The organism is Pseudomonas sp. yb_2, from assembly GCF_043103905.1.
In the GTDB taxonomy this organism is placed as follows: Bacteria; Pseudomonadota; Gammaproteobacteria; order Pseudomonadales; family Pseudomonadaceae; genus Aquipseudomonas; species Aquipseudomonas alloputida.
Genome location: NZ_JBICKH010000015.1, coordinates 84,507 through 103,173 on the forward strand (window position 1 = coordinate 84,507; position 18,667 = coordinate 103,173).

The 18,667-nt window shown below is 60.5% G+C and carries 21 protein-coding genes and 1 pseudogene; 20 read left to right on the forward strand and 2 right to left on the reverse strand.

What is annotated here, in order from left to right; genetic code table 11:
* Positions 1-3: 3 nt before the first annotated feature.
* The 16 genes and pseudogenes from ACF8FB_RS03300 to ACF8FB_RS03375 all read left to right on the forward strand — a co-directional run bounded on the left by ACF8FB_RS03300 (position 4) and on the right by ACF8FB_RS03375 (position 12,025).
* Positions 4-468 carry a hypothetical protein gene (locus tag ACF8FB_RS03300; RefSeq protein ID WP_330142792.1) on the forward strand — a complete coding sequence of 155 codons (465 nt, stop codon included), beginning with the start codon at positions 4-6 and terminating at the stop codon, positions 466-468.
* A 65-nt stretch (positions 469-533) separates the two neighbouring features.
* Positions 534-857: a hypothetical protein gene (locus ACF8FB_RS03305; protein WP_392511026.1), complete on the forward strand. Its 324-nt coding sequence runs from the start codon at positions 534-536 to the stop codon at positions 855-857.
* 64 nt (positions 858-921) lie between these two features.
* Complete coding sequence (locus ACF8FB_RS03310) at positions 922-2,097, forward strand: phage tail sheath subtilisin-like domain-containing protein (protein ID WP_392511027.1); 1,176 nt, start codon at positions 922-924, stop codon at positions 2,095-2,097.
* A gap of 12 nt (positions 2,098-2,109) precedes the next feature.
* On the forward strand, positions 2,110-2,619 hold the full coding sequence (locus tag ACF8FB_RS03315; protein WP_392511028.1) for a phage major tail tube protein: 510 nt from the start codon (positions 2,110-2,112) through the stop codon (positions 2,617-2,619).
* Between the two features lie 47 nt (positions 2,620-2,666).
* A complete protein-coding gene (locus ACF8FB_RS03320) occupies positions 2,667-2,963 on the forward strand; it encodes a phage tail assembly protein (RefSeq protein ID WP_232859138.1) in 297 nt (98 codons plus the stop codon).
* Between the two features lie 132 nt (positions 2,964-3,095).
* Positions 3,096-6,710, forward strand: a complete 3,615-nt coding sequence (locus ACF8FB_RS03325; RefSeq protein ID WP_392511029.1) for a phage tail tape measure protein — start codon at positions 3,096-3,098, stop codon at positions 6,708-6,710.
* 9 nt (positions 6,711-6,719) lie between these two features.
* Entirely contained in the window at positions 6,720-7,565 is an 846-nt protein-coding gene (locus tag ACF8FB_RS03330) for a phage tail protein (RefSeq protein WP_392511030.1), read from the forward strand.
* Positions 7,540-7,746, forward strand: a complete 207-nt coding sequence (locus tag ACF8FB_RS03335; RefSeq protein ID WP_232859135.1) for a tail protein X — start codon at positions 7,540-7,542, stop codon at positions 7,744-7,746. Before ACF8FB_RS03330 ends, ACF8FB_RS03335 begins: the two co-directional genes overlap by 26 nt.
* A gap of 66 nt (positions 7,747-7,812) precedes the next feature.
* Positions 7,813-8,142, forward strand: coding sequence for a hypothetical protein (locus ACF8FB_RS03340; RefSeq protein WP_232859134.1), 330 nt, complete (start codon positions 7,813-7,815; stop codon positions 8,140-8,142).
* A 109-nt stretch (positions 8,143-8,251) separates the two neighbouring features.
* Complete coding sequence (locus ACF8FB_RS03345; RefSeq protein ID WP_392511031.1) at positions 8,252-9,295, forward strand: phage late control D family protein; 1,044 nt, start codon at positions 8,252-8,254, stop codon at positions 9,293-9,295.
* A 36-nt stretch (positions 9,296-9,331) separates the two neighbouring features.
* Positions 9,332-9,880 (forward strand): glycoside hydrolase family 19 protein, encoded by a 549-nt coding sequence (locus ACF8FB_RS03350; protein ID WP_232859132.1) that lies wholly within the window; start codon positions 9,332-9,334, stop codon positions 9,878-9,880.
* Entirely contained in the window at positions 9,877-10,380 is a 504-nt protein-coding gene (locus tag ACF8FB_RS03355) for a DUF2514 domain-containing protein (protein ID WP_392511032.1), read from the forward strand. The genes ACF8FB_RS03350 and ACF8FB_RS03355 overlap by 4 nt, the downstream gene beginning before the upstream one ends.
* A gap of 13 nt (positions 10,381-10,393) precedes the next feature.
* Entirely contained in the window at positions 10,394-10,618 is a 225-nt protein-coding gene (locus ACF8FB_RS03360) for a hypothetical protein (protein ID WP_392511033.1), read from the forward strand.
* Between the two features lie 73 nt (positions 10,619-10,691).
* Positions 10,692-10,999, forward strand: a pseudogene (locus tag ACF8FB_RS03365) (hypothetical protein).
* A complete protein-coding gene (locus tag ACF8FB_RS03370) occupies positions 10,989-11,195 on the forward strand; it encodes a hypothetical protein (RefSeq protein WP_392511034.1) in 207 nt (68 codons plus the stop codon). Before ACF8FB_RS03365 ends, ACF8FB_RS03370 begins: the two are co-directional and overlap by 11 nt.
* A 329-nt stretch (positions 11,196-11,524) precedes the next feature.
* Positions 11,525-12,025 carry a DUF4468 domain-containing protein gene (locus ACF8FB_RS03375; RefSeq protein ID WP_392511035.1) on the forward strand — a complete coding sequence of 167 codons (501 nt, stop codon included), beginning with the start codon at positions 11,525-11,527 and terminating at the stop codon, positions 12,023-12,025.
* 730 nt (positions 12,026-12,755) lie between these two features.
* On the opposite strand, the gene ACF8FB_RS03380 is transcribed toward ACF8FB_RS03375, so the two are convergent.
* Entirely contained in the window at positions 12,756-13,553 is a 798-nt protein-coding gene (locus ACF8FB_RS03380) for a helix-turn-helix transcriptional regulator (RefSeq protein WP_010954674.1), read from the reverse strand.
* A 120-nt stretch (positions 13,554-13,673) separates the two neighbouring features.
* Here ACF8FB_RS03380 and ACF8FB_RS03385 point away from each other — a divergent pair, with 120 nt between their 5' ends.
* From ACF8FB_RS03385 to ACF8FB_RS03400, 4 genes are all read left to right on the forward strand, one after another.
* Positions 13,674-14,489 (forward strand): carbon-nitrogen hydrolase family protein, encoded by an 816-nt coding sequence (locus ACF8FB_RS03385; protein WP_392511036.1) that lies wholly within the window; start codon positions 13,674-13,676, stop codon positions 14,487-14,489.
* Between the two features lie 140 nt (positions 14,490-14,629).
* The gene (locus tag ACF8FB_RS03390) at positions 14,630-15,739 is read left to right on the forward strand and encodes a polyamine ABC transporter substrate-binding protein (RefSeq protein ID WP_010954672.1); all 1,110 of its coding nucleotides are present in this window, start codon (positions 14,630-14,632) and stop codon (positions 15,737-15,739) included.
* A gap of 85 nt (positions 15,740-15,824) precedes the next feature.
* Positions 15,825-16,946 (forward strand): P1 family peptidase, encoded by a 1,122-nt coding sequence (locus ACF8FB_RS03395; protein WP_049587969.1) that lies wholly within the window; start codon positions 15,825-15,827, stop codon positions 16,944-16,946.
* A gap of 179 nt (positions 16,947-17,125) precedes the next feature.
* On the forward strand, positions 17,126-17,425 hold the full coding sequence (locus ACF8FB_RS03400; protein WP_010954670.1) for a hypothetical protein: 300 nt from the start codon (positions 17,126-17,128) through the stop codon (positions 17,423-17,425).
* Between the two features lie 125 nt (positions 17,426-17,550).
* Here the strand turns inward: ACF8FB_RS03400 and ACF8FB_RS03405 are convergent, their stop codons facing one another.
* Entirely contained in the window at positions 17,551-18,648 is a 1,098-nt protein-coding gene (locus ACF8FB_RS03405) for an SDR family oxidoreductase (protein ID WP_392511037.1), read from the reverse strand.
* Positions 18,649-18,667: the final 19 nt, after the last annotated feature.

The window sequence follows — 18,667 nt, forward strand, 5'->3', positions numbered from 1 at the left end:
GCCATGCAAACCAGTAATCTCAATGTCACTTTCAACGGCGAGCTGTTGGCCGGCTTCGACTATGACCGCCTTCCACTGGGGGCGGCGCTTATCGCTGCCGCCCAGCAGATTGACCAAGCTGCCGACTCGGCCCGTCGTGCGGTGCTGGGTGATTCCCTGCGCGCGTTGGAGTATCAGGTGGCCGCTCAAGAGGCCGAGGCATTCGCTGCTGCAGGTTATGCCGGTGAGGTGCCGCCGACTGTGCAGGCTTGGATGGATGCTGCCCATCTGGATGCTCAGGCCGCGACCGAGAGCATTTTGGTCGAGGCCAAGGCTTGGAAGGGGGCGCTGTACAAGATTCGCGCGGCTCGTCTCAAGGGCAAGCAGGATGCCCTCAGTGCGGCCAGCCATGATGCTGCTTGGGCGATTGCCGAAGAAGCGATTGCCGCCATCCATGCCAGTGTTCAGGGCGTCGGCAACGCCGCTTGATCTGATCGTCACCCCGTAAACCCCAAGGGCCGCTAAGCGGCTTTTTTTGTGCCTGGAGGGCACGCATGAACCGAACCCACCTCGAGCACATCCTGGCGGCGTTGTTGATCATGGGCGCCCTGTGGGGCGTCTTGGCCTGGCTTGGCGTCCCCGCTGGCCACTGGGCCGGCGCCGCTGCCGGCATCTTCTTTTTCGCCGGCCGCGAGTACACCCAGGGCGAGCGCAACCTGGCGCACATCGAGTCGGTGCACTTGGCCAATCTGCGCTGGTATGACGGCCTGCGCATCTGGCGCTGGACCGTAGACGGTCGCCTCGACTTCTTCTGTCCCCTGGTGGCCTGCCTGACCGTGGCGCTGCTGGTCCAGGCGCTGCAAGTCCTGCAGCACTGACTGATTTCCTTTCTTCCACCCTTGGGCCGCGTATGACGCGGCCCTGTGCTTTCTGGAGTCTCAAATGGCTGGATTCTTTCACGGCGTTACCGTAACGAACGTCGACAGCGGTGCGCGCAACGTCTCGCTGCCGTCTTCCTCAATCATCGGCCTGGTCGACACCTTCACCGAAGGCGCCGACGCCACGGCCAAGGCGGGCGACCTGGTGCTGATCACCAACGAGCACGAAGCCGTCGCCGCGTTCGGTGCTGCCTCGGCTATCACCAAAGCCTGTCGGGCGATCTATGCCCGCTCCAAGGCGGTGATCGTTGCCACCGGCGTGGCCAAGGTGGTCGACCCGGCGGCGCAAACTTCCGGGATCATTGGTGGCGTGCAGGCCAGCGGCAAGCGTACCGGCCTGCAGGCGCTGCTCGATGGCAAGAGCCGTTTCAACGCGCAGCCGCGCTTGATCATCGCGCCCAAGCACAGCGCGACCCAGGCGGTGGCCACCGCCATGCAGTCGATTGCGGAAAAGCTGCGCGCGCTCGCGATCATCGACGGCCCCGGCACCACTGACGAGGCGGCCACCACCTACCGCAAGCTGTTCGGCAGCAGGCGCATGTACATGGTCGATCCTGGTGTGCAGTACTGGGACACCACTTCCGGCGAGTCTGGTGCGATGGTAGACGCGCCGGCCTCGGCCTGGGCGGCAGGCCTATTTGCCTATACCGATAGCGAATACGGCTTCTGGTCGTCGCCGTCGAACAAGGAATTCGTCGGCCTCACCGGCACCACCCGCGCGATCGAGTACCTGGACGGCGACGAGACGTGCCGTGCCAACCTGCTCAACAACGCCGATATCGCGACCATCATCCGCGACGACGGTTTCCGCCTGTGGGGCAACCGGACCCTGTCGAGCGATCCGAAGTGGGCCTTTGTCACCCGCGTGCGGACCATGGACATGGTCATGGACGCGATCCTGTACGGCCACAAGTGGGCGGTCGACCGTGGCATTACCTCGACCTACATCCGCGACGTAACCGAGGGCCTACAGGCCTTCATGCGCGACCTGAAAGCCCAGGGCGCAATCATCAACTTCGAGGTCTACGCCGACCCGGTGCTCAACTCGGCCAGCCAGCTGGAGCAGGGCAAGGTGTACTGGAACATCCGTTTCACCGACGTTCCGCCGGCCGAAAACCCGAATTTCCGTATCGAAGTCACCAATCAATGGCTGACCGAAGTCCTCGATCAAGTCGCGTAAGGAGCGCATCACATGGCAATGATTCCCGAAACCCTGGCCAACCTGAACCTGTTCGTGGACGGCTTCAGCTTCCAGGGTGATGTACCCAGTCTGACCTTGCCCAAGCTCACCCTCAAAACCGAGGAACACCGCGCCGGCGGCATGGACATGGCAATCGAGCTGGACATGGGCATGGAGAAGATGGAATCCAACTTCACCACCACCGGCGTGCGCAAAGAGTCGCTGAAGTTCTTCGGCCTGGCCGACGGTAACGCCTTCAACGGCACGTTCCGAGGCTCCTACAAGGGCCAGAAAGGCGAAACCAAGGCGGTGATCGTCACCCTGCGCGGCACCCTGAAAGAGGTCGACTTTGGTGACTGGAAGGCCGGCGACAAGGCCGATCTCAAGCACGGTATTGCTGCGACTTACTACAAGCTGGAAGTCGGCGGCGAAACCATCTACGAGATTGATCCGATCGGCATGAAGCGCGTCATCAATGGCGTCGATCAATTGGCCAGTCAGCGCCGCGACCTCGGCCTGTAACACCCGCAACCTTTTCGCATTCCTTTCCGATTCAAGGACACCGAGTCATGAGCAAGCCTGCACCGAAGTACCTCAAGCTGACCGCTGAAAACGTCACCATCACCCTGACCAAGCCAACCGAGATGAATGGCATCAAGGTGGACACCATCACCCTGCGCGCGCCGACCGTGCGCGATATGCGCATGTCCAGCAAGACCTCGGATGGCGACGACGAACAACGCGAGCTGAACCTGTTCGCCTCCCTGGCCGAGGTCGGCGTTAAGGACCTGGAGGGCTTGACCTACAAGGATTACAACCGCGTCTCGACCGGGTACACCTTTCTGGTGCGAGAGGACGAACTGTAATCCCGAGAGCGTGAAGGCGGCCGCCAAGCAGCTGGCCGCCGAGCTGAATTTCTCGGCCGAGGAAATCATGACCATGGCTTATTCGGATGTGGTGTGGTGGCTCTCGGACTGAGCCGGCGAGGGGGGTAAGCAATGGCGTTAAAGCCTTTGATGCTGGTCATCGGGGGTGCCGTCGCTTCAACGGTCGGCACCGCCTTTAAGACGGTAGAAAGCGGCATCCAGAAGCTGGAAGCCAAGGGCAACAAGGCCAAGGTGCTGAAAAGCACCATTGGCGAAACCATCAAGCTGCGCGAGGAATGGAAGCGCGCCCACGACAGTGGCGCTGCCGGCGCCGACAAGCTGCAGCGCAAGCTGAACAGCAACCTAGAGGCGCTGCGTAGTCAGGGCGTCGAGGTCGGGCGCCTGAGCCGCGAATATCAGCGCCTAGGCCGCGAGGCGCGCGCCGCCGATCTGCAGTTTAAGGGTCACCAGCAGCTGCAGGCCGGCAAGGATTCGCTCAAGTCGAACATTGGCCAGACGGTGGCGGCTACGGCTGCTGTCGCTGCGCCGACGATGATCAGCGCGAATTACCAAGCGATCATCCGCGACATTGCGATCAAGGCTGACATTGTCAATAAGCCCCGAGAGCAGCAGCTAAACCGGACGGTCATCGACACGGCCGCCGATACCGGGATGGCGCGGAACGATGTGGCCGCCCTGGTTAACCAGCTGGTCGGCGCGGGCATGGAGCTGGACAAGGCGCTTGCCTATGCGCCGGTGGCGGCCAAGTTCGCTGTTGGTCAAGGCGCTTCGGGCGTCGACACGGCGTCAATGATCCAGGCGCTTGAGCAAAACGCCAAGATCAGCGATCCGAAGGTCATGCAGCAGGCGCTGGAGGCTATCGCCTACCAGGGCCAGGCGGGTAGCTTCGAGGCCAGCGACATGGCCAAGTGGTTCCCGCAGCTGCTGGCCGGCATGGAGAAGAACGGCATCACCGGGCTGGATGCGGTGACTTCGCTGGGCTCCATGCTGCAGGTGCAGATGAAGACCGCCGGCGGTTCGGATGAGGCTGCAAACAACCTCAAGAACTGGATGGAGAAGATCGGCTCCAGCGATGTGGTCAAGGCCTACAAAGACGCCGGCATTGATTACCAGGCCTCAATGAATACTGGCCTGCAGAAGGGCATGAACGTTATTGAGGCGTCCATGGCCCTGGCCATGAGATACGTCGAGAAAACGGACCCGGAGAAGGCCAAGAAGATCGAGGCGGCTAAGGCCAACATCGACAAAGAAGCCGACCCGGAGAAGGCCAGGGCGGCACTGGAAGCCCTGGAAAAGACCCTGCGCACCGGCGATATCTTCGCTGACATGCAGGTCAAGGCGGCGCTGACTGCCTACGGACAGAACCGGGGGTTGTATGAGGAGCTGAAGGCCAATTCCGCCAACGCGCAGAAGGTCGGTGGCATCCTCGACAAGAACCTGGCCGAGCGCCGCGAAACCTCGGCCCAGCAATGGGCGGAGACGGTCCAGGCCGCTGACGACGCCATGCGCAGCATTGGCGATGCCATCCGCCCGGCCACCGACATGGCGGCCAAAGGGCTGACGGCGGTCGCCCGTGGCATCACCTCCCTGTCGGACGCTTTCCCGTCGGTCGTCACTGGGATTGCTGGCACCGTGGCCGCCATCCTGGCGCTGCGGACTGCGGCCAGTGCGTTCAAGATCGGCAAGGGTGTGCTCAATATCGCGCGCGGTCGTGGCCTGGAGCGTTTCGCTGGCCGTCCTGGTCGTGCTGAGCGGGCGCCTATCGAACTGCCCAAGACGGGCAACAAGGTGCTCGACACCGGGCTGGGTGTACTGGGCAAGGTATTTGGCGCTACTGCCAGCAATGACCCGGCCCCAGGCGTCGACAGCGAGCCGCAGCGCGTATTTGTGGTTAATGCTGACGCTATCGGCCGCCTGGGTGGTAGCGCGGCTGGTTCGGCCTCTGTAGAGGCCGGTAGTCGTCGTGCGCGTCGCCGTCGTCGGCGCCGAGCTGGCGTTTCGGCCGACACGGGGCGCGCGCCTGTTACGCCGGCGGCCAAAGCGCCTTTGCCGGCCGTGGGTGCCAAAGCGCTCACTGGTGTGGCTGGGCTGGCCGGCGAGGCGAACAACCTGGGCCGTATGGTGCGCAGTGTGCGCGGCATCACCAAGGCCGCAGGCAAGCTGCCTGGTGGCAAGCTGATCGATGCGGTGCCGGGCGTGCTCGATGTGGCGCTAAATGCCGAGACCCAAGACGAGAAGGCCGAGGGTTACGGCGGTGTGGCGGGCGGTATGGCAGGAGCGGCTGCAGGAGCGGCTGCAGGCGCGGCGATTGGCTCGATTGTTCCGGTCATTGGTACCGCCGTCGGTGGTGTTGTCGGTGCGGCCTTGGGTGGCTTGGGTGGCGAGTCCGTTGGTGCCTGGCTGGGCAGGACCTGGTTTGGCAGCCAGCAGCCCGAGGACGAGGATAAGACAGCGCCGGAAAAGCCGGCGGCGGGAGCGGCGTTACGCGTAACGGCGGCGCCTGAGCAGGAGGATAAACCGGCGGCCAAGGCTGAACCGGTGGCGTCGGCTCCTGCTGTGGGTGACACGGTCCGCAACGCGGCGTCCTCGGCGCCGGTCGAGCCGCAACCGAAAATGCCAGCTGCAGGGGATGCGTTACGCGTAACGGTTGCGCCTGTGCAGGAAGGCAGGCCGACGGCCAAGGCTGAGCCGGTGGCGTCTGTGCCGGCTGTGGGTGACACGGTCCGCAACGCAGCGCCCTCGGCGCTGGTCGAACCGCAGCCGAAAATGCCGGCTGCAGGGGATGCGTTACGCGTAACGGTTGCGCCTGTGCAGGAAGGCAGGCCGACGGCTAAGGCTGAGCCGGTGGCGTCTGTGCCGGCTGTGGGTAACACGGTGCGCAACGTTGGCACCTTGGCCCCGGTTGAGGCTGATCCAGCGGCCGCGCCTTCGCCGGCATTGCCGGAACCCACGAAGCTGGGCGAGGCGGTGGCTAAGCCTGGTGCGTCACGCGAGGCGCTTGAACCGGAATCGAAGGACGCCGCTCCCGGCCTTGGCGAGTCCGTGCGTCGGTCGGTCGCCCCGGTGCATCCGGCGCCTGGTGCGGGTCTCTCGGTCGATCAGATGAGCGATGAGGAAATTGAGCGGCGCTACGAGCAGCTACCAGGCTTTGCCAAGCGAGACCTGTTCGAGGGTGTGGGCGGCTTTTCGGGCACCAACGCCGGGCTGGGGGAGGATTTTTCGCCTTCGCTGTCGCTTGACGCCCCGCCGCCCCAGCCAAAACCCGCGCCTGTTCCGATTGATGCTGGTCAGGCGCTTGGGATGGCTCTTCGTGAGTTGCAGAAAGTGCCGCAAGTGCCGGCCAGCGTTGCGCCGACCATTACCAGGGTTATGCAGCGTGGTCAGTCTGAGGTGCAGAAGGTCGACCAGGGCTCGCCCCTGGAAAGGACGGGGTTGGGCGATGTGGTGCGCAACATGGCGGCCAAGTCGGTGCCGGAGCCTCAGCGGATGCCCGATCTGGCCCAGCCCGCCAAGGTCGCCGCGTTGGCCCCGGTGCCGGCACCGAAAGTCGATCAGGCGTTTTCGTTTGCGCCCAGCATCAAGATCGATGTGTTGGGTGATGTAAAGGACCCTTCGCAGGTGGTTCGCGAAATTGAGGTGCCCCTGCGGCAGCTGTTCGAGGCGTGGCAGCGCGAAGTATCGGCGCGCATGTCCTCGGCCCAGCTGTACGATCAACCACACGTTTAAGGAGGGCCTATGCCTTACATGGAGCAGCTGGAATCCTCCCTGTCGGGGTTGATTTCAGCCGGAGAGGCGGGGCGAAAGGGCATGGACGGCATGCTGGCCCCGCTCAATGGTGCGGTAAGCAGCATCACGGGTGCCGCGTCGGAGCTGGAAAATATCCCGTTTGTGGGGGCCGCGGCCGGGGCCAAGCTGGGGCGTATCGTGCGCAGTATCAACGTGGCGCAGTCTCAGGTGGGGCAAGTGGCGTCGATGTATAGCCGAGCCGTCACCGGCGCCGCCCAGGTGCAGGAACGCCTCGGCACGTTCAAGACAATGGCGGCTAAGGTCACGGCCGAGGCTAAGCGGGTGGCGGGGATGGTAAGCCCGTCGCTGGCCAACATCCTGCCCTCGGGCGGGCTGATGGGCTCGGCCACGCCACTGCCCGAGGCGGTCGCACCGTTCCCGCATCTGCTGATCATCCAGCCGCACGACCCGAAAAAGGAGCCGTATTACTTCAACCTGGATACGGCCGCCTTTGACGAGCTGCGCCGGCAAACGCAATTCCGCTGGGCTGGTCAGGAGCGTTTGCGCCGCAGTGTGGCGCAGCAAGCCGTCGGCCTGGGCGAGGAAAAGATAACGCTCAAGGGCGCGATCTTCCCGCACCACAAGGGCGGTATTAAGCAACTGAACGTGCTGCGCAGCATCGGCCGCAACCTGCAGGCGCTGAAGCTGGTCACGGGGTATGGCGAGGTACTGGGTGACTGGTGCCTTGTGAGCGTGGAAGAAGAACAGGGCTACCTGCTGGCAGGCGGTATCCCCCGTAAACAAGGGTTTACCCTGGAGTTTGTGAGCTATGGCAACGACCTGCAGAACGTCTAGCGGTGACCTGCTCGATGTGATTTGCCAGCACCACTACGGCAATCTCAACGGTACGGTCGAGGCGGTGTTGGAAGCTAACCCGGACCTGGCCAGGGAGGCGCAGCCGTACCGCGCCGGCCTGTTGATTCAATTACCCGACCTGTCGTCGCCGGCGGTGGAGCTGCTGCAGCTGTTCGCATGATGGCAAGTTGCCCTGTTTGATCGCGACCGATACCATCGCGCTCACTTGCATGGAGCTGAGGGAACGATGGCTAATTCAACTGAGCTGAGACGCTACAAACCTGGCTGGTGGAGCGAGATTAACCGGCGCTCAAACTGGCTGCTGTTTGGGACTGTGATCGCGGTGGGGCTGTGCTTCATTCCGATCATAGGCTGGGCCATGGGCGTCGGTATCTTTGGCCTGATGCTTTGGAAAACCTTTGGTCCGCGCCCGGTGATGGTTGAGGGCGATTGCCCGGCCTGCACCAAGTGCCTGCCCATTGACCCTAAGCAAGACGATGTATTTGCTTGTCCGACCTGTGGCAGCGTCATCAAGGTGGAGCCTAATGCCTTGTCTCTGGTGCCGATAAGCAACTAGCAACACAAAGCCCCGCCTTGCGGGGTTTTTCATTTCTGCGCCGGCGCTCGCCCGGCGTTACGCGTAACGAACCCCGCCCTGTGCGGGGTTTTTCGTTCCTGGAGCAAGCATGAAACCCACCTATCGCATCATTGCGGATGGCAACGACATTACCGCGCTGATCAATGACCGCCTGTTGTTGCTGCGCATCTCGGACAAGCCCGGCATGGAGTCGGACGAGTTCGAGCTGCGCATTGACGACCGTGCCCAAGCTGTTGCGCTGCCCGCGCGTGGCGGCCGGGTGGAGGTCCTGCTGGGCTATGAGGGCCAGCCCCTCAAGCGCATGGGCGCCTATACGGTAGACGAGGTGCAACTGAGCGGGCCGCCGGACGAAATGACCATTCTCGGCAAGGCCAGTGACATGCGCGGCAGCGGCAAGACCGTGCGCAGCGGTAGTTGGGAAAGCGTGCCGCTGTCGCAGATCGTCACCGAGGTGGCCAAGCGCAACGGCTGGGAGCCGGTGTGCCCGGTGACAACGAAGGTCGAGCGCGTCGACCAGCGCAACGAGTCCGACTTTAACTTCATCACGCGCCTGGCCAGGCAGTACGACAGCACCGCCAAGGTGGCCGAGGGCAAGCTGCTGGTCATGCCCCGGCAGGGCGGTAAGAGCACATCCGGAAAGTCGCTGCAGGTGGTCACCATCAACAAGACGGACGTTGCCCGGTACCAGTTTCGCCTTGGTGATCGCAGCACGCAAAAGGCTGTGAAGACCCAGCACCAAGACCAGAAAACCGGCGCCTTGAAGGTGGTCGAGCTGGACAACGGCGAGTCGCCCGACGGCCTGCCGCCCGTGCATACCGACCGCCATATCTACCCCAACAAGACCGCCGCCGAGCAGGCCGCCAAGGCGCGCCTGGCCGCGTTCAACCGCAGCACAGCCAGCGTGCGCCTGGAAATGGCCGGGCGCACTGACCTGTTCGCTGAGTGCTCGATCAGCGCCCAGGGCTTCAAGGTCGGGCTCGATGGTGAGTACCTGGTGGACAGCGTCGAGCAGGTGTTTACCGCCAACGGCTGGACTACCACCGTGGAATGCAACGGCGGCAAGAAGGGCAAGGCGAAGGCCTCGGGCAAGAAAGCGAAAGAAGAAAAGCCGCTCAAGGTTGAGCAGCTGTAACCCCACGGCCGCGCGCGGCCAACACTGGAGCAAGCAATGGCACTATCTATCCAGCAACTGCAGCAGATTCTCCCGAACGCCGGCCCTAAAGCCGGCGTTTTTGCACCTGCCCTGAATACCGCCATGGGCGCGCGCGGCATCGTCACGCCGGCGCGGCAGGCGGCGTTTATCGCGCAGATCGGCCATGAGTCCGGCCAGTTCCGCCATGTGCGCGAGCTGGGCAATGACAAGTACCTGGCCAAGTACGACACCGGCGCGCTGGCGGCGCGGCTGGGCAACACGCCGGCGGCCGATGGCGATGGCCAGAAGTATCGCGGCCGGGGCCTGATCCAGATTACCGGCCTGGCCAATTACCAGGCCTGTGGCGAGGCGCTGGGCCTCGACCTGGTCAACCAGCCTGAGCTGCTGGAGCTGCCGCAGCACGCGGCCGCATCGGCGGCTTGGTTCTGGCAGTCGCGTGGCCTCAATACGCTGGCAGATCGCGGCGACTTCGTCGGCATCACCCGGAAGATCAATGGTGGCGTCAACGGCATTGCCGACCGCATGGCGCTGTGGGAGAAGGCCCGCAAGGTGTTGGGTGTATGACCGGCCTTGATCCGCGCTTGGCGCTGCTGATGCTATCGCTGGGCCTGGCTTCCCACTGGGGCGCCTACCAGCATGGCATAGCGGTAGAGCGGACGAACGCCGGCCAAGCATCAGCACAACGGGATAGCGGCGATCGCCTTGCTGAGATAATCGGCGAACGTGGGGCGCGCCAGGAAGAACAACGACGCGCCACGACGCAAGAGGAGGCAAGAGCTCATGCTCAAAAAGAACGAGCGGTTATTGATTCTGATGCTGCTGGGGCCAATGTTGCTGGCCAGCGGTTGCGCGGTGAAGCCACACAGTTCGCTGCCGCTATCAGTTGCCCCGGCCCGGATACCGCCGCTATCGCCCGAGGCCAAGCAGCCACCCGCGCCGCTATGGTGCTCTCCGACCTGCTCACACGGGCTGATGAACGAGCGGGAGAGCTGGCGAAAGCTTATGACCAAGCCCGAATAGCGGGTAAGGCGTGCGAAGCGTCCTATAATGCGCTCATCAAATGATCGAGGGCGAGCAATGGACAAGCGCACCTTCATTGGCATGGTCGAGGCCGGTGAGCCGCTGATTCAGCAAGCTATCGACGCCATGCGTGAGTATCACCAAGCCCAAGACCGTGGTGCGCCACCTGAGGAGCTAGAGCGTCTACGCCTCTTGGCTGAGTCTCTGTTCCAGGTGGTATCAGATTACCAGCTTCGGGTGATCGCCAAGCTGCGCGGCAAGGAATTGCCACCACTGCACTAACCCGCTGATCGGTCATTGCCCGCAGGCTGGACCATCTATACGATACTGTGTTTTTGTACAGTATCGGTGCCGCATGTATTTCCTACTCGTTCGCCGCCGCGTGAATGGCGTGGCAATCTCTTCTGAGCAGCTCAGGAAGGTCAAGCCTCTGCGGGCTGACATCTACATAGGCGACCACCACAGCGAAATTCTGGGCCGGGTTGCCACCCAGGCTGGGTTTTCAACCCGACGCCCGGACCCGACATCATCCCGCGACTGCACGACGCCAAGCTCAATGGTATGGCCCAGCTCGGGATCAATATCAACGGCATCGAGGAGATCGACGGCGTGCTGTACGCGCAGTCGTGGTGGTGCCGGGCGGTGCGTGATTATGGCAACTGACCTGCCGCAGGCTTGGCTGGCCGAGCTGGGCGATCAGGTTGCCCTGGTAACAGATCCTGACGGACGTGGGGCCGTGCTAAGTGAGATGGCTTATGCCGCTCGCCGGCGGCGGGATGTGGACGACGATGACCTAGTCGACATGCTTGAGCTTGCCGAGGCGGCCAGGATGTGGGCGTTGGAAGGCGCCGAACTGTGACTGGCTTGATAAGGAATGGAAACGGTCGGCAGAATGCCGGAGGAGGGAGGTTTTGCTGTCTAAAACCGCTCGAAAGCATCTCGGTTTTACAGGGCGAAAGTCGACGAAACTGGCCGAATCGTATTAGACAGGCTCGATTCACAGGCCGCTAACGGCGCGGCCTGAGGTTCGACTCTCACGCTACTGCTGCAGTACTGGAAGGTCAGGCCAGCACCTCTGAAAGAAGGTCAAGCTTGAGTGGGGCTGAGAAGCGTGTGTACGTGATTGAAATATACAACCTAAGACTGAATAATCGATGCACAGCACTATGCCATCACGAGGGAAGTGAGTTGAAAAAGATTATTCTAGTTGCATTGACTGCTTGCAGTCTCGCTGGTTGTGTGAATGACGTAGCGTTTCAGCCTATGACGAATGAGCAGCGTGAATTCACCTATGACTACAATGTCCCGGGAAAGACGAAGGGTGAGCTGTTCAAAAATGCTCGTAACTACTTTGCGACTGCCTATGGAGACTCCAAGGCGATAGGGCGAGTGGAGGATGAAAGTGAGGGGCTGATAATCGCGAAGGCAGTAACATTATGGAAAATGGATACTGGCATGGTGGCGGTTTCGTGTGTGTCGGGTTATGACATCAGCTTCATTGCGAAGGATGAGAAGGCTCGACTTCAGTTGACGATTAATAAAGCGCTTCAGTCAACTCCAGAGTGTGGCTGGAAAGAGCCTTCGAAGCAGGGGTATCCTGAGGTGGTTAGTAACTTGAATGCTACAGCAAAACAGCTTGGTGAAGCGCTCGAAGGGCGCTCCAAGCTTGACAAGCTAAAAGATTTCTAGCTGCGGCTTATCCACCTTCGGGGTGATTTCTCACCAAGGAAATGAGTTCCAAAACTGAAACGGCGACCCTTGTAGAATACGGCTTACAGGTTGTCAAATCCTGCTTCAGTTTTGGAACTGATTCCACAGTCCAACACGCATGAAACGGCGATTCTTAGCTCGGATTGCAAATCCGTCTACGCCGGTTCGATTCCGACCTCGGCCTCCACCATTCGAAAGCCCCGCAGATTAACGTCTGCGGGGTTTTTCTTTATGGGTCGAAAAAAGGCAAGAGTTCCGAAACTTTCGGGGTGGAGTTCTGAAACTTCAGCCTTTCGAGGGCTTTGCGATCTCCCTCTTTCGAGTGGCCCGGCAGTACGCTTGCCTCGCTAAGGTCGTAGATCTCTTATGCGGCCTTCGGTTGGATATCGCGGAGCTGGATGAAGCACAGCGAAAGGTGCTGGCTGGTGTGCCGCGTAACCTTATCGAGCAGCAGGCTTAGGTTGTTGCTCACTCCGTTCGTTTCCAGGACGATCCTCAGTCGCTGCCGGTCTTACCCCGAGGTTTCGATCAGAGATTGGGTGGTTGCTGAGCGTGGTGAGGCGGCAGAAGCCCTGTCGTTCTCCTACGTCAGCGGCCCTTACCAGTCCCGGCGCCTGGCCAACATTGAGTTGCGCCGCCGGCTCGGCGGAATACTGCCCGCAACGAGACCGATTGTCTTAGAACTTGAAGCCATCATGAGAAAACGAGTTCAGTTCTGTGCGTTCAAAAATAATGAGAACAGCTCGGACTGAGATTTAATGCCGAGTTTGCTGTACATGTGCTTGCGATGGACCTTCACAGTCTCTGCGGAAATCGCCAGCTTGCGCGCGATCTCCTTGTTCGAGCAGCCGCTAAGCATAAGCCGGCCAACTTCCAGTTCACGGGCGGAAAGCGGCGTATCCAACTGCTGGTCAGTAGAGTCCAGCCAGCTCTGCCAGCTGGGTGCCGGCGACGTGTTCTGCTCCAGCGCTTCCCGCTCGAATGCCATGCGCTGACGCATCAGGGCGGCAACCCAGGACTGGATGAGAGTGAGTAGGGCGGTCTGCTCTGCATTGAAGAGACACTCACTTCCCAGCGAGAGGCTGAGGGTGCGCTCCGTGTCGAGCTGGACGTTGATATGTGCTTCGTCGGCAACGACATTGAGGCGGAAGTAGCGTTGGTAATAGTCGGTTTGCTCGAAGCACTCCGGCGCCACGTCGGCTAGCCAAAACAAACCGCTCTGCGGTGCTTCCCGGTTGGCGAGATAAAAAGGGTCGAGCAAATACAGGCCTTTGAGGTAGTCCTGAAAGAGTGGATCTGGCCCGCCATCCTTGCCTGGGCATTCAGCGAGCACCTGCGGGCGACCACTGCTGAATATCAGCACGACCCAACTGTCCACCGGAATGTATCTATCCAGTTGACGCACCAAGGCCAGCCAGAAATTAGGGCGGTCAAGTGCCTCGATTAGTCTGCCGATGGCCTGGTGCCAAGCCATGTCCTGCAGTGTAATGCTCCCGTTTCTACCCATACGGGGTTACCCCATCGAAGTAATTACTTTCCGTTTTACGGCTCTCCATACTTCGTTTCAGCCCTGGCGGGTGCTGTTCAGTTTGGCGATTGAGCCAACATACACGTGAAAGGATCACCGATGAAGATTGAACTTGTACAACTCTCCGGTCGCGATGGCGATACCGCTTATAACCTGGAACGTACATTGCAGGCCATCGCTACCTGCGCCGTGGATACCGATCTGCTGATTTTCCCAGAGACCCAGCTGATGGGATTTGCCAGCGCCCAACAGCTCGCCGAAATCGCCGAGCCCGTTAACGGGCCGAGTGTGCAGGCCGTGCAACGCGCCGTACACGAACGAAACGTCTCAGCGGTGATTGGTCTGGCTGAGAACGACTCCGGCACCGTTTACAACACCTCCTTGCTGGTCACCCCGCAAGGGATCGCATTGAGTTATCGCAAGACTCACCTTTGGCCGTCGGAGCGCGGATTGTTCCAACAAGGAGACCGCTATGTCACCGCACTGTGGAAGGGCATCCGTGTCGGTATCCTGATTTGCTACGACATTGAGTTTCCGGAAAGTGCTCGGGCGCTCGGCCAACTCGGCGCCGAGCTCATATTGGTCACTAACGGTAACATGGATCCTTACGGCCCTGTCCACCGCACTGCAATAATGGCTCGCGCTCAGGAAAACCAGGCATTCGCGGTGATGGTCAATCGGGTGGGCGACGGCGACGAAGGGCTCGTTTTTGCCGGCGGCAGCGCCGCTGTCGATCCCTTCGGGCGCACGCTATTCGAAGCGGGCCGCGCAGAGTGTCGGCAGGTGGTGGAATTAGATCTCGACCTGCTGCGCACCGCCCGCCACGAATATGACTACCTCTGTGACCGCCGCCTGTTCCTGACCGGCGATCAGAGTGAGCACGATGATGGTCGACGTGAGCTCCTGATCCCCTGAATCAGTTGTGGGGCGCAACAGCAACACAACGATTGTTCCGTCTTAACGGCTGTTTCGACCCTGCCACAACAGTAATTCACAAACTAGTAGGAGCAGTGCTCGTGTCTCTGGACTCAGCGCTAACGCTCCGGAGCATCCCCATGAAACGGATTCGTTACATGCAATTCGCGCTGGTCTCTCTGTTCAGTTTTGGCGTGGTTTGCGCCGAGGCCGGTGACGCTCAAAAGCCAAGTGTCCATATCTACAACTGGTATGACTACATTGCCCCGAACACCGTGAAAGACTTCCAGAAAGAAGCAGGCGTCAGCGTGGTGTACGACGTGTTCGACAACAGTGAGGTCATGCAAAGCAAACTGATGGCTGGCCGCAGTGGTTATGACGTTGTGGTTGCCAGTGCCGACCTGCTACCGAACCTGATCAAAGCCGGTGTGCTGAAACGACTGGATCGCTCCAAGTTACCCAACTGGTCCCATCTCGATCCCGACGTCCTCGCCAAGTTGCAGAGCAATGATCCCGGAAACAGCTACGCGGCCCCTTATTTGTGGGGGACCACTGGCATCGGCTATGACGCGGACAAGGTTAAGTCATTACTCGGCCCCGATGCGCCAGTCAATTCCTGGGACTTGATTTTCAAGGAAGAAAATCTAGCCAAACTCCGTCAATGCGGTGTGGCCATGCTGGACGCGCCTGGCGAGGTTATTCCCATCGCACTGCACTACCTTGGACTGCCATACAACAGCCATAACCCGGACGATTACAAAAAAGCTCAGGAACTGCTGCTGAAGCTACGCCCCCATATTGCCTACTTCGATTCTTCCAGGTTCATCTCTGATCTCGCCAATGGCAACGTCTGCGTCGTGCTGGGCTGGGCGGGCGGTGTCTCCGACGCGCAGAAAGCCTCCGAGCTGGCTGGCAACCATCGAAACCTTGTCTACAGCATTCCACGCGAAGGTGCCCCGGTGTGGGTGGAAAGTATGGTGCAGCTCAACGATGCGCCGAACCCGGAGCAAGGGTTGGCCTTCATCAACTACATGTTGCGCCCCGAAGTCATTGCTGAGTCATCCAACTACCTGAGCTATCCGAACGCGAACAAGGATGCCACTGCGCTTGTAGAGAAGAAGATCCGCGACAATCCTGGGGTATATCCGTCCAAGGATGTGCTGTCCACGCTTTTCCCCCTGGAGCCACTGCCGCTGAAGCTGGAGCGCATTCGGACCCGTGCGTGGAACACGGTCAAGACCGGCAATTAATTGGCAGACCCGGTTCTGCTGATGATTGACCAAACCCCAGTCATGAAACAAACCAAAACAAGAGCGAGAGATCATGAAAGACACGATGAAGCCACGTGCCCGCGACCTGAATATTCAGTTCGGCCAACTGCAACCCGGTCCCCTCAATGCCATCACCGATGTGCCGGGCGTTCGGGTCGGTCACAGCAATGTGCGAGGACGCACCGCCAACGGCCGCGACATCCTGACTGGGGTAACAATCATCGAGCCGCGTGTCGGTTCCACCAGCCAGCAACCGTGCTTTGCCGGCGTCCATGTGTTGAATGGCAACGGCGACGCAACCGGTCTGGAGTGGATTCGCGAAGCGGGTCTTTTGACCAGTCCCATCGCCTTCACCAACACCCACAGCCTGGGTGTGGTGCGCGATGCACTGATTGTGCTGGACCGTGAACAACAACCGGATGACGGCCGTATCTACTGGAACATGCCGGTGGTGCTGGAGACCTATGACGGGCTGCTCAACGACATCAACGGTTTTCATGTGAAGCACGAGCATGTGGCCGAAGCCCTGAGTAATGCTGTAATTGGGCCCGTTATCGAGGGCGCGGTCGGTGGTGGCAGCGGCATGATCTGCCACGAATTCAAGGGCGGTATCGGCACCGCATCGCGGCGCCTGAGTAGCACTCAGGGCAGCTGGACTGTTGGCGCCATTGTCCAGGCGAACCACGGCATCCGTAACGAACTGCGCGTCGACGGCTATCCGGTGGGACGCTACATGGAACAGGCTGACTCCCCGTTCCTCAAGGCTTCGCTGCCGCACCCGGGCATGGGCTCGATAGTCGTTTGCCTGGCCACCGATGCGCCGTTGCTGCCACACCAATGTACGCGCCTGGCACAACGCGCCAGCATCGGTCTCGCCCGCACCGGTGGTGGTAACGAAGACCACAGCGGTGACATTTTCATCGCCTTTTCCACCGGTAATCATGTGCCGCCGGCAGCTTACGAAAGTAAGCGCGCGCCGACCACCGACAACCTTAGCATGGTCAACAACGACCATATCAGCGAGTTGTTTCTTGCCGCCACCGAAGCGGTGGAAGAAGCCATCATCAACGCCTTACTAGCCGCTGACACCGCCGAAGGCAACGGCCATGCAGTACCGGGACTGGATTGTGAGACGCTGCTCAAAGCCTTGCATCAGGCCGGCTGGCCGGGAGCGGCGAATGGTTAACTGATCTCTTCGCTTGGCCGCCCGAGCTTCAGGACAAGCGTTGAGTCTTTGGCGGGGCTGCTGAATAGCCGATTGTCCGATTCAGCTCACAGATGAGTCAGACGAATTTGCGTAAAACTGCACGTTCGCTATGGTGGCAATAAACCACCTGACTACAACTAAAGTCGTAGGAGCGTCTCATGAGAATACGCGGTGATGTTTTCTGGGCCTGGGCTGACCCGACGCTTCATCACCGAACTCACGACGAGACACTCGACGATGGGACATACATTGATGTTCAGACGCGGCTGTCGCGGACAGGCAAAACGCAGATGTTCATCGGGGTGTACGCCCCTGGTGGCATGGCTATCCTCGAGGAGGCCTTCGATTCTCGCCCTGGCGAGTCGATGACCAGGGCGCTGGCGTGGGGCGTTGGCCGGGCCCGACGTGTCGCCGCTGAAGGTGCGCCTGCGGCAGGCTTTCTGGCTGCCTCGAAATAGCGGAGGCGCGCAGCGCCGGAGGTCGAGCGGCGACTTACTGTCATCAGCGAAGACGCAGTGCGTGAAATGCCTGCGTCGCCACACTTCCAGCTATCCGACAGAGTGGGCATCATCAGCCTGGCCCGTCATCCTCGCTGGCCAGCGCCCTCACTTTTGGATTTTTTCATCAAGGAGCCGTTGACATAGCGCACCGTGTTTTCCAAGGCCTGCGTCATGTCGGGATGGGAAAACGCGTACTTGCGCTCCAATTGCCTGCTGTTTCCCATGTCGAAGCGCTGCGTCTGAATAAAGTTCAATGACTCGGCGCTGATCGCCAAGCGGGTCGCCAGTCCCGGAATCGTCAATATCGACCTGAGCAACCCTATGGGTATATGGCGGTGGGGTGCCTTGACCTTTAGCGTGTCTGCGATCTGCCCAAGCATTCCCTGCAAGTTCGGTGTTCGCTCATATAGCGCCAGAACTTGCCGGTTGGCCATGGAGGGGTCGAACGCCACGCAAGTTATCATTTTCACCAGATAATCGACGCTGACCAATGGCAACCAGTGACTGGCGGAGCCGGGAATGGCCTTGAACCGGCCTTGTGCCAGATTGCGAATGAGTTCGGCAAGCGGTTGTCCGTCCAGGATATGCCCGTTCTCGCTGTGGCCGCACACCGTAGCAGGGTGAACAATCGTGTAATCCGCATCCGCGTCTTGCATATAGCGGATGACTGCAAAATGGGACTCGAGTTTGCTGCCTTCGTAGCCGCCTACACGGGCGTAGACTGCGGGCCAGTTTGTGTTTTCAGGGCACTGAGTATCAACCCCGATACTGGCAAGGTGGTTGAGGTTTTGCAGCATGAAGCCGCCTACCATGAGCAATCGGATGCGCTGGCTGGCCGCAAGCCTGGCCACGCTCAGAGCACCTTGGACATTGACTGTGCGGGCGCGCTCCGGTGTCAGCCCCCAGGAAAATTGCGCCGCGAGATGGAAAAATACAGCGGCCGAAGTGACGCGTTCTTTGTCTGCTTCGCTGAGGCCAAGCCCCTCCTGGCTGATATCGCCTTCAACGGCATGGATATACTCAGGGTTACCCCCCAGTTGGCCTACCTGCTCCTTGAGGCGTTCGATGTTACCGGGGCTGCGCATCAGCACCCAGGTCTTGTGCCCTTGCGCAGTAAGACCGGCCAGCAAATGTTGCCCCACAAAGCCGCTGCCGCCGGTGACAAAGCACTCCACACTCATGTTTGAATCCTTGTTTGAA

Excerpts from the sequence above, each read along its gene's own strand:
- ACF8FB_RS03300 (WP_330142792.1), top strand. The coding sequence starts at position 4 with ATGCAAACCAGTAATCTCAATGTCACTTTCAACGGCGAGCTGTTGGCC.
- ACF8FB_RS03305 (WP_392511026.1), top strand. The coding sequence starts at position 534 with ATGAACCGAACCCACCTCGAGCACATCCTGGCGGCGTTGTTGATCATG.
- ACF8FB_RS03310 (WP_392511027.1), top strand. The coding sequence starts at position 922 with ATGGCTGGATTCTTTCACGGCGTTACCGTAACGAACGTCGACAGCGGT.
- ACF8FB_RS03315 (WP_392511028.1), top strand. The coding sequence starts at position 2,110 with ATGGCAATGATTCCCGAAACCCTGGCCAACCTGAACCTGTTCGTGGAC.
- ACF8FB_RS03320 (WP_232859138.1), top strand. The coding sequence starts at position 2,667 with ATGAGCAAGCCTGCACCGAAGTACCTCAAGCTGACCGCTGAAAACGTC.
- ACF8FB_RS03325 (WP_392511029.1), top strand. The coding sequence starts at position 3,096 with ATGGCGTTAAAGCCTTTGATGCTGGTCATCGGGGGTGCCGTCGCTTCA.
- ACF8FB_RS03330 (WP_392511030.1), top strand. The coding sequence starts at position 6,720 with ATGCCTTACATGGAGCAGCTGGAATCCTCCCTGTCGGGGTTGATTTCA.
- ACF8FB_RS03335 (WP_232859135.1), top strand. The coding sequence starts at position 7,540 with ATGGCAACGACCTGCAGAACGTCTAGCGGTGACCTGCTCGATGTGATT.
- ACF8FB_RS03340 (WP_232859134.1), top strand. The coding sequence starts at position 7,813 with ATGGCTAATTCAACTGAGCTGAGACGCTACAAACCTGGCTGGTGGAGC.
- ACF8FB_RS03345 (WP_392511031.1), top strand. The coding sequence starts at position 8,252 with ATGAAACCCACCTATCGCATCATTGCGGATGGCAACGACATTACCGCG.
- ACF8FB_RS03350 (WP_232859132.1), top strand. The coding sequence starts at position 9,332 with ATGGCACTATCTATCCAGCAACTGCAGCAGATTCTCCCGAACGCCGGC.
- ACF8FB_RS03355 (WP_392511032.1), top strand. The coding sequence starts at position 9,877 with ATGACCGGCCTTGATCCGCGCTTGGCGCTGCTGATGCTATCGCTGGGC.
- ACF8FB_RS03360 (WP_392511033.1), top strand. The coding sequence starts at position 10,394 with ATGGACAAGCGCACCTTCATTGGCATGGTCGAGGCCGGTGAGCCGCTG.
- ACF8FB_RS03370 (WP_392511034.1), top strand. The coding sequence starts at position 10,989 with ATGGCAACTGACCTGCCGCAGGCTTGGCTGGCCGAGCTGGGCGATCAG.
- ACF8FB_RS03380 (WP_010954674.1), bottom strand. The coding sequence starts at position 13,553 with ATGGGTAGAAACGGGAGCATTACACTGCAGGACATGGCTTGGCACCAG.
- ACF8FB_RS03385 (WP_392511036.1), top strand. The coding sequence starts at position 13,674 with ATGAAGATTGAACTTGTACAACTCTCCGGTCGCGATGGCGATACCGCT.
- ACF8FB_RS03390 (WP_010954672.1), top strand. The coding sequence starts at position 14,630 with ATGAAACGGATTCGTTACATGCAATTCGCGCTGGTCTCTCTGTTCAGT.
- ACF8FB_RS03395 (WP_049587969.1), top strand. The coding sequence starts at position 15,825 with ATGAAGCCACGTGCCCGCGACCTGAATATTCAGTTCGGCCAACTGCAA.
- ACF8FB_RS03400 (WP_010954670.1), top strand. The coding sequence starts at position 17,126 with ATGAGAATACGCGGTGATGTTTTCTGGGCCTGGGCTGACCCGACGCTT.
- ACF8FB_RS03405 (WP_392511037.1), bottom strand. The coding sequence starts at position 18,648 with ATGAGTGTGGAGTGCTTTGTCACCGGCGGCAGCGGCTTTGTGGGGCAA.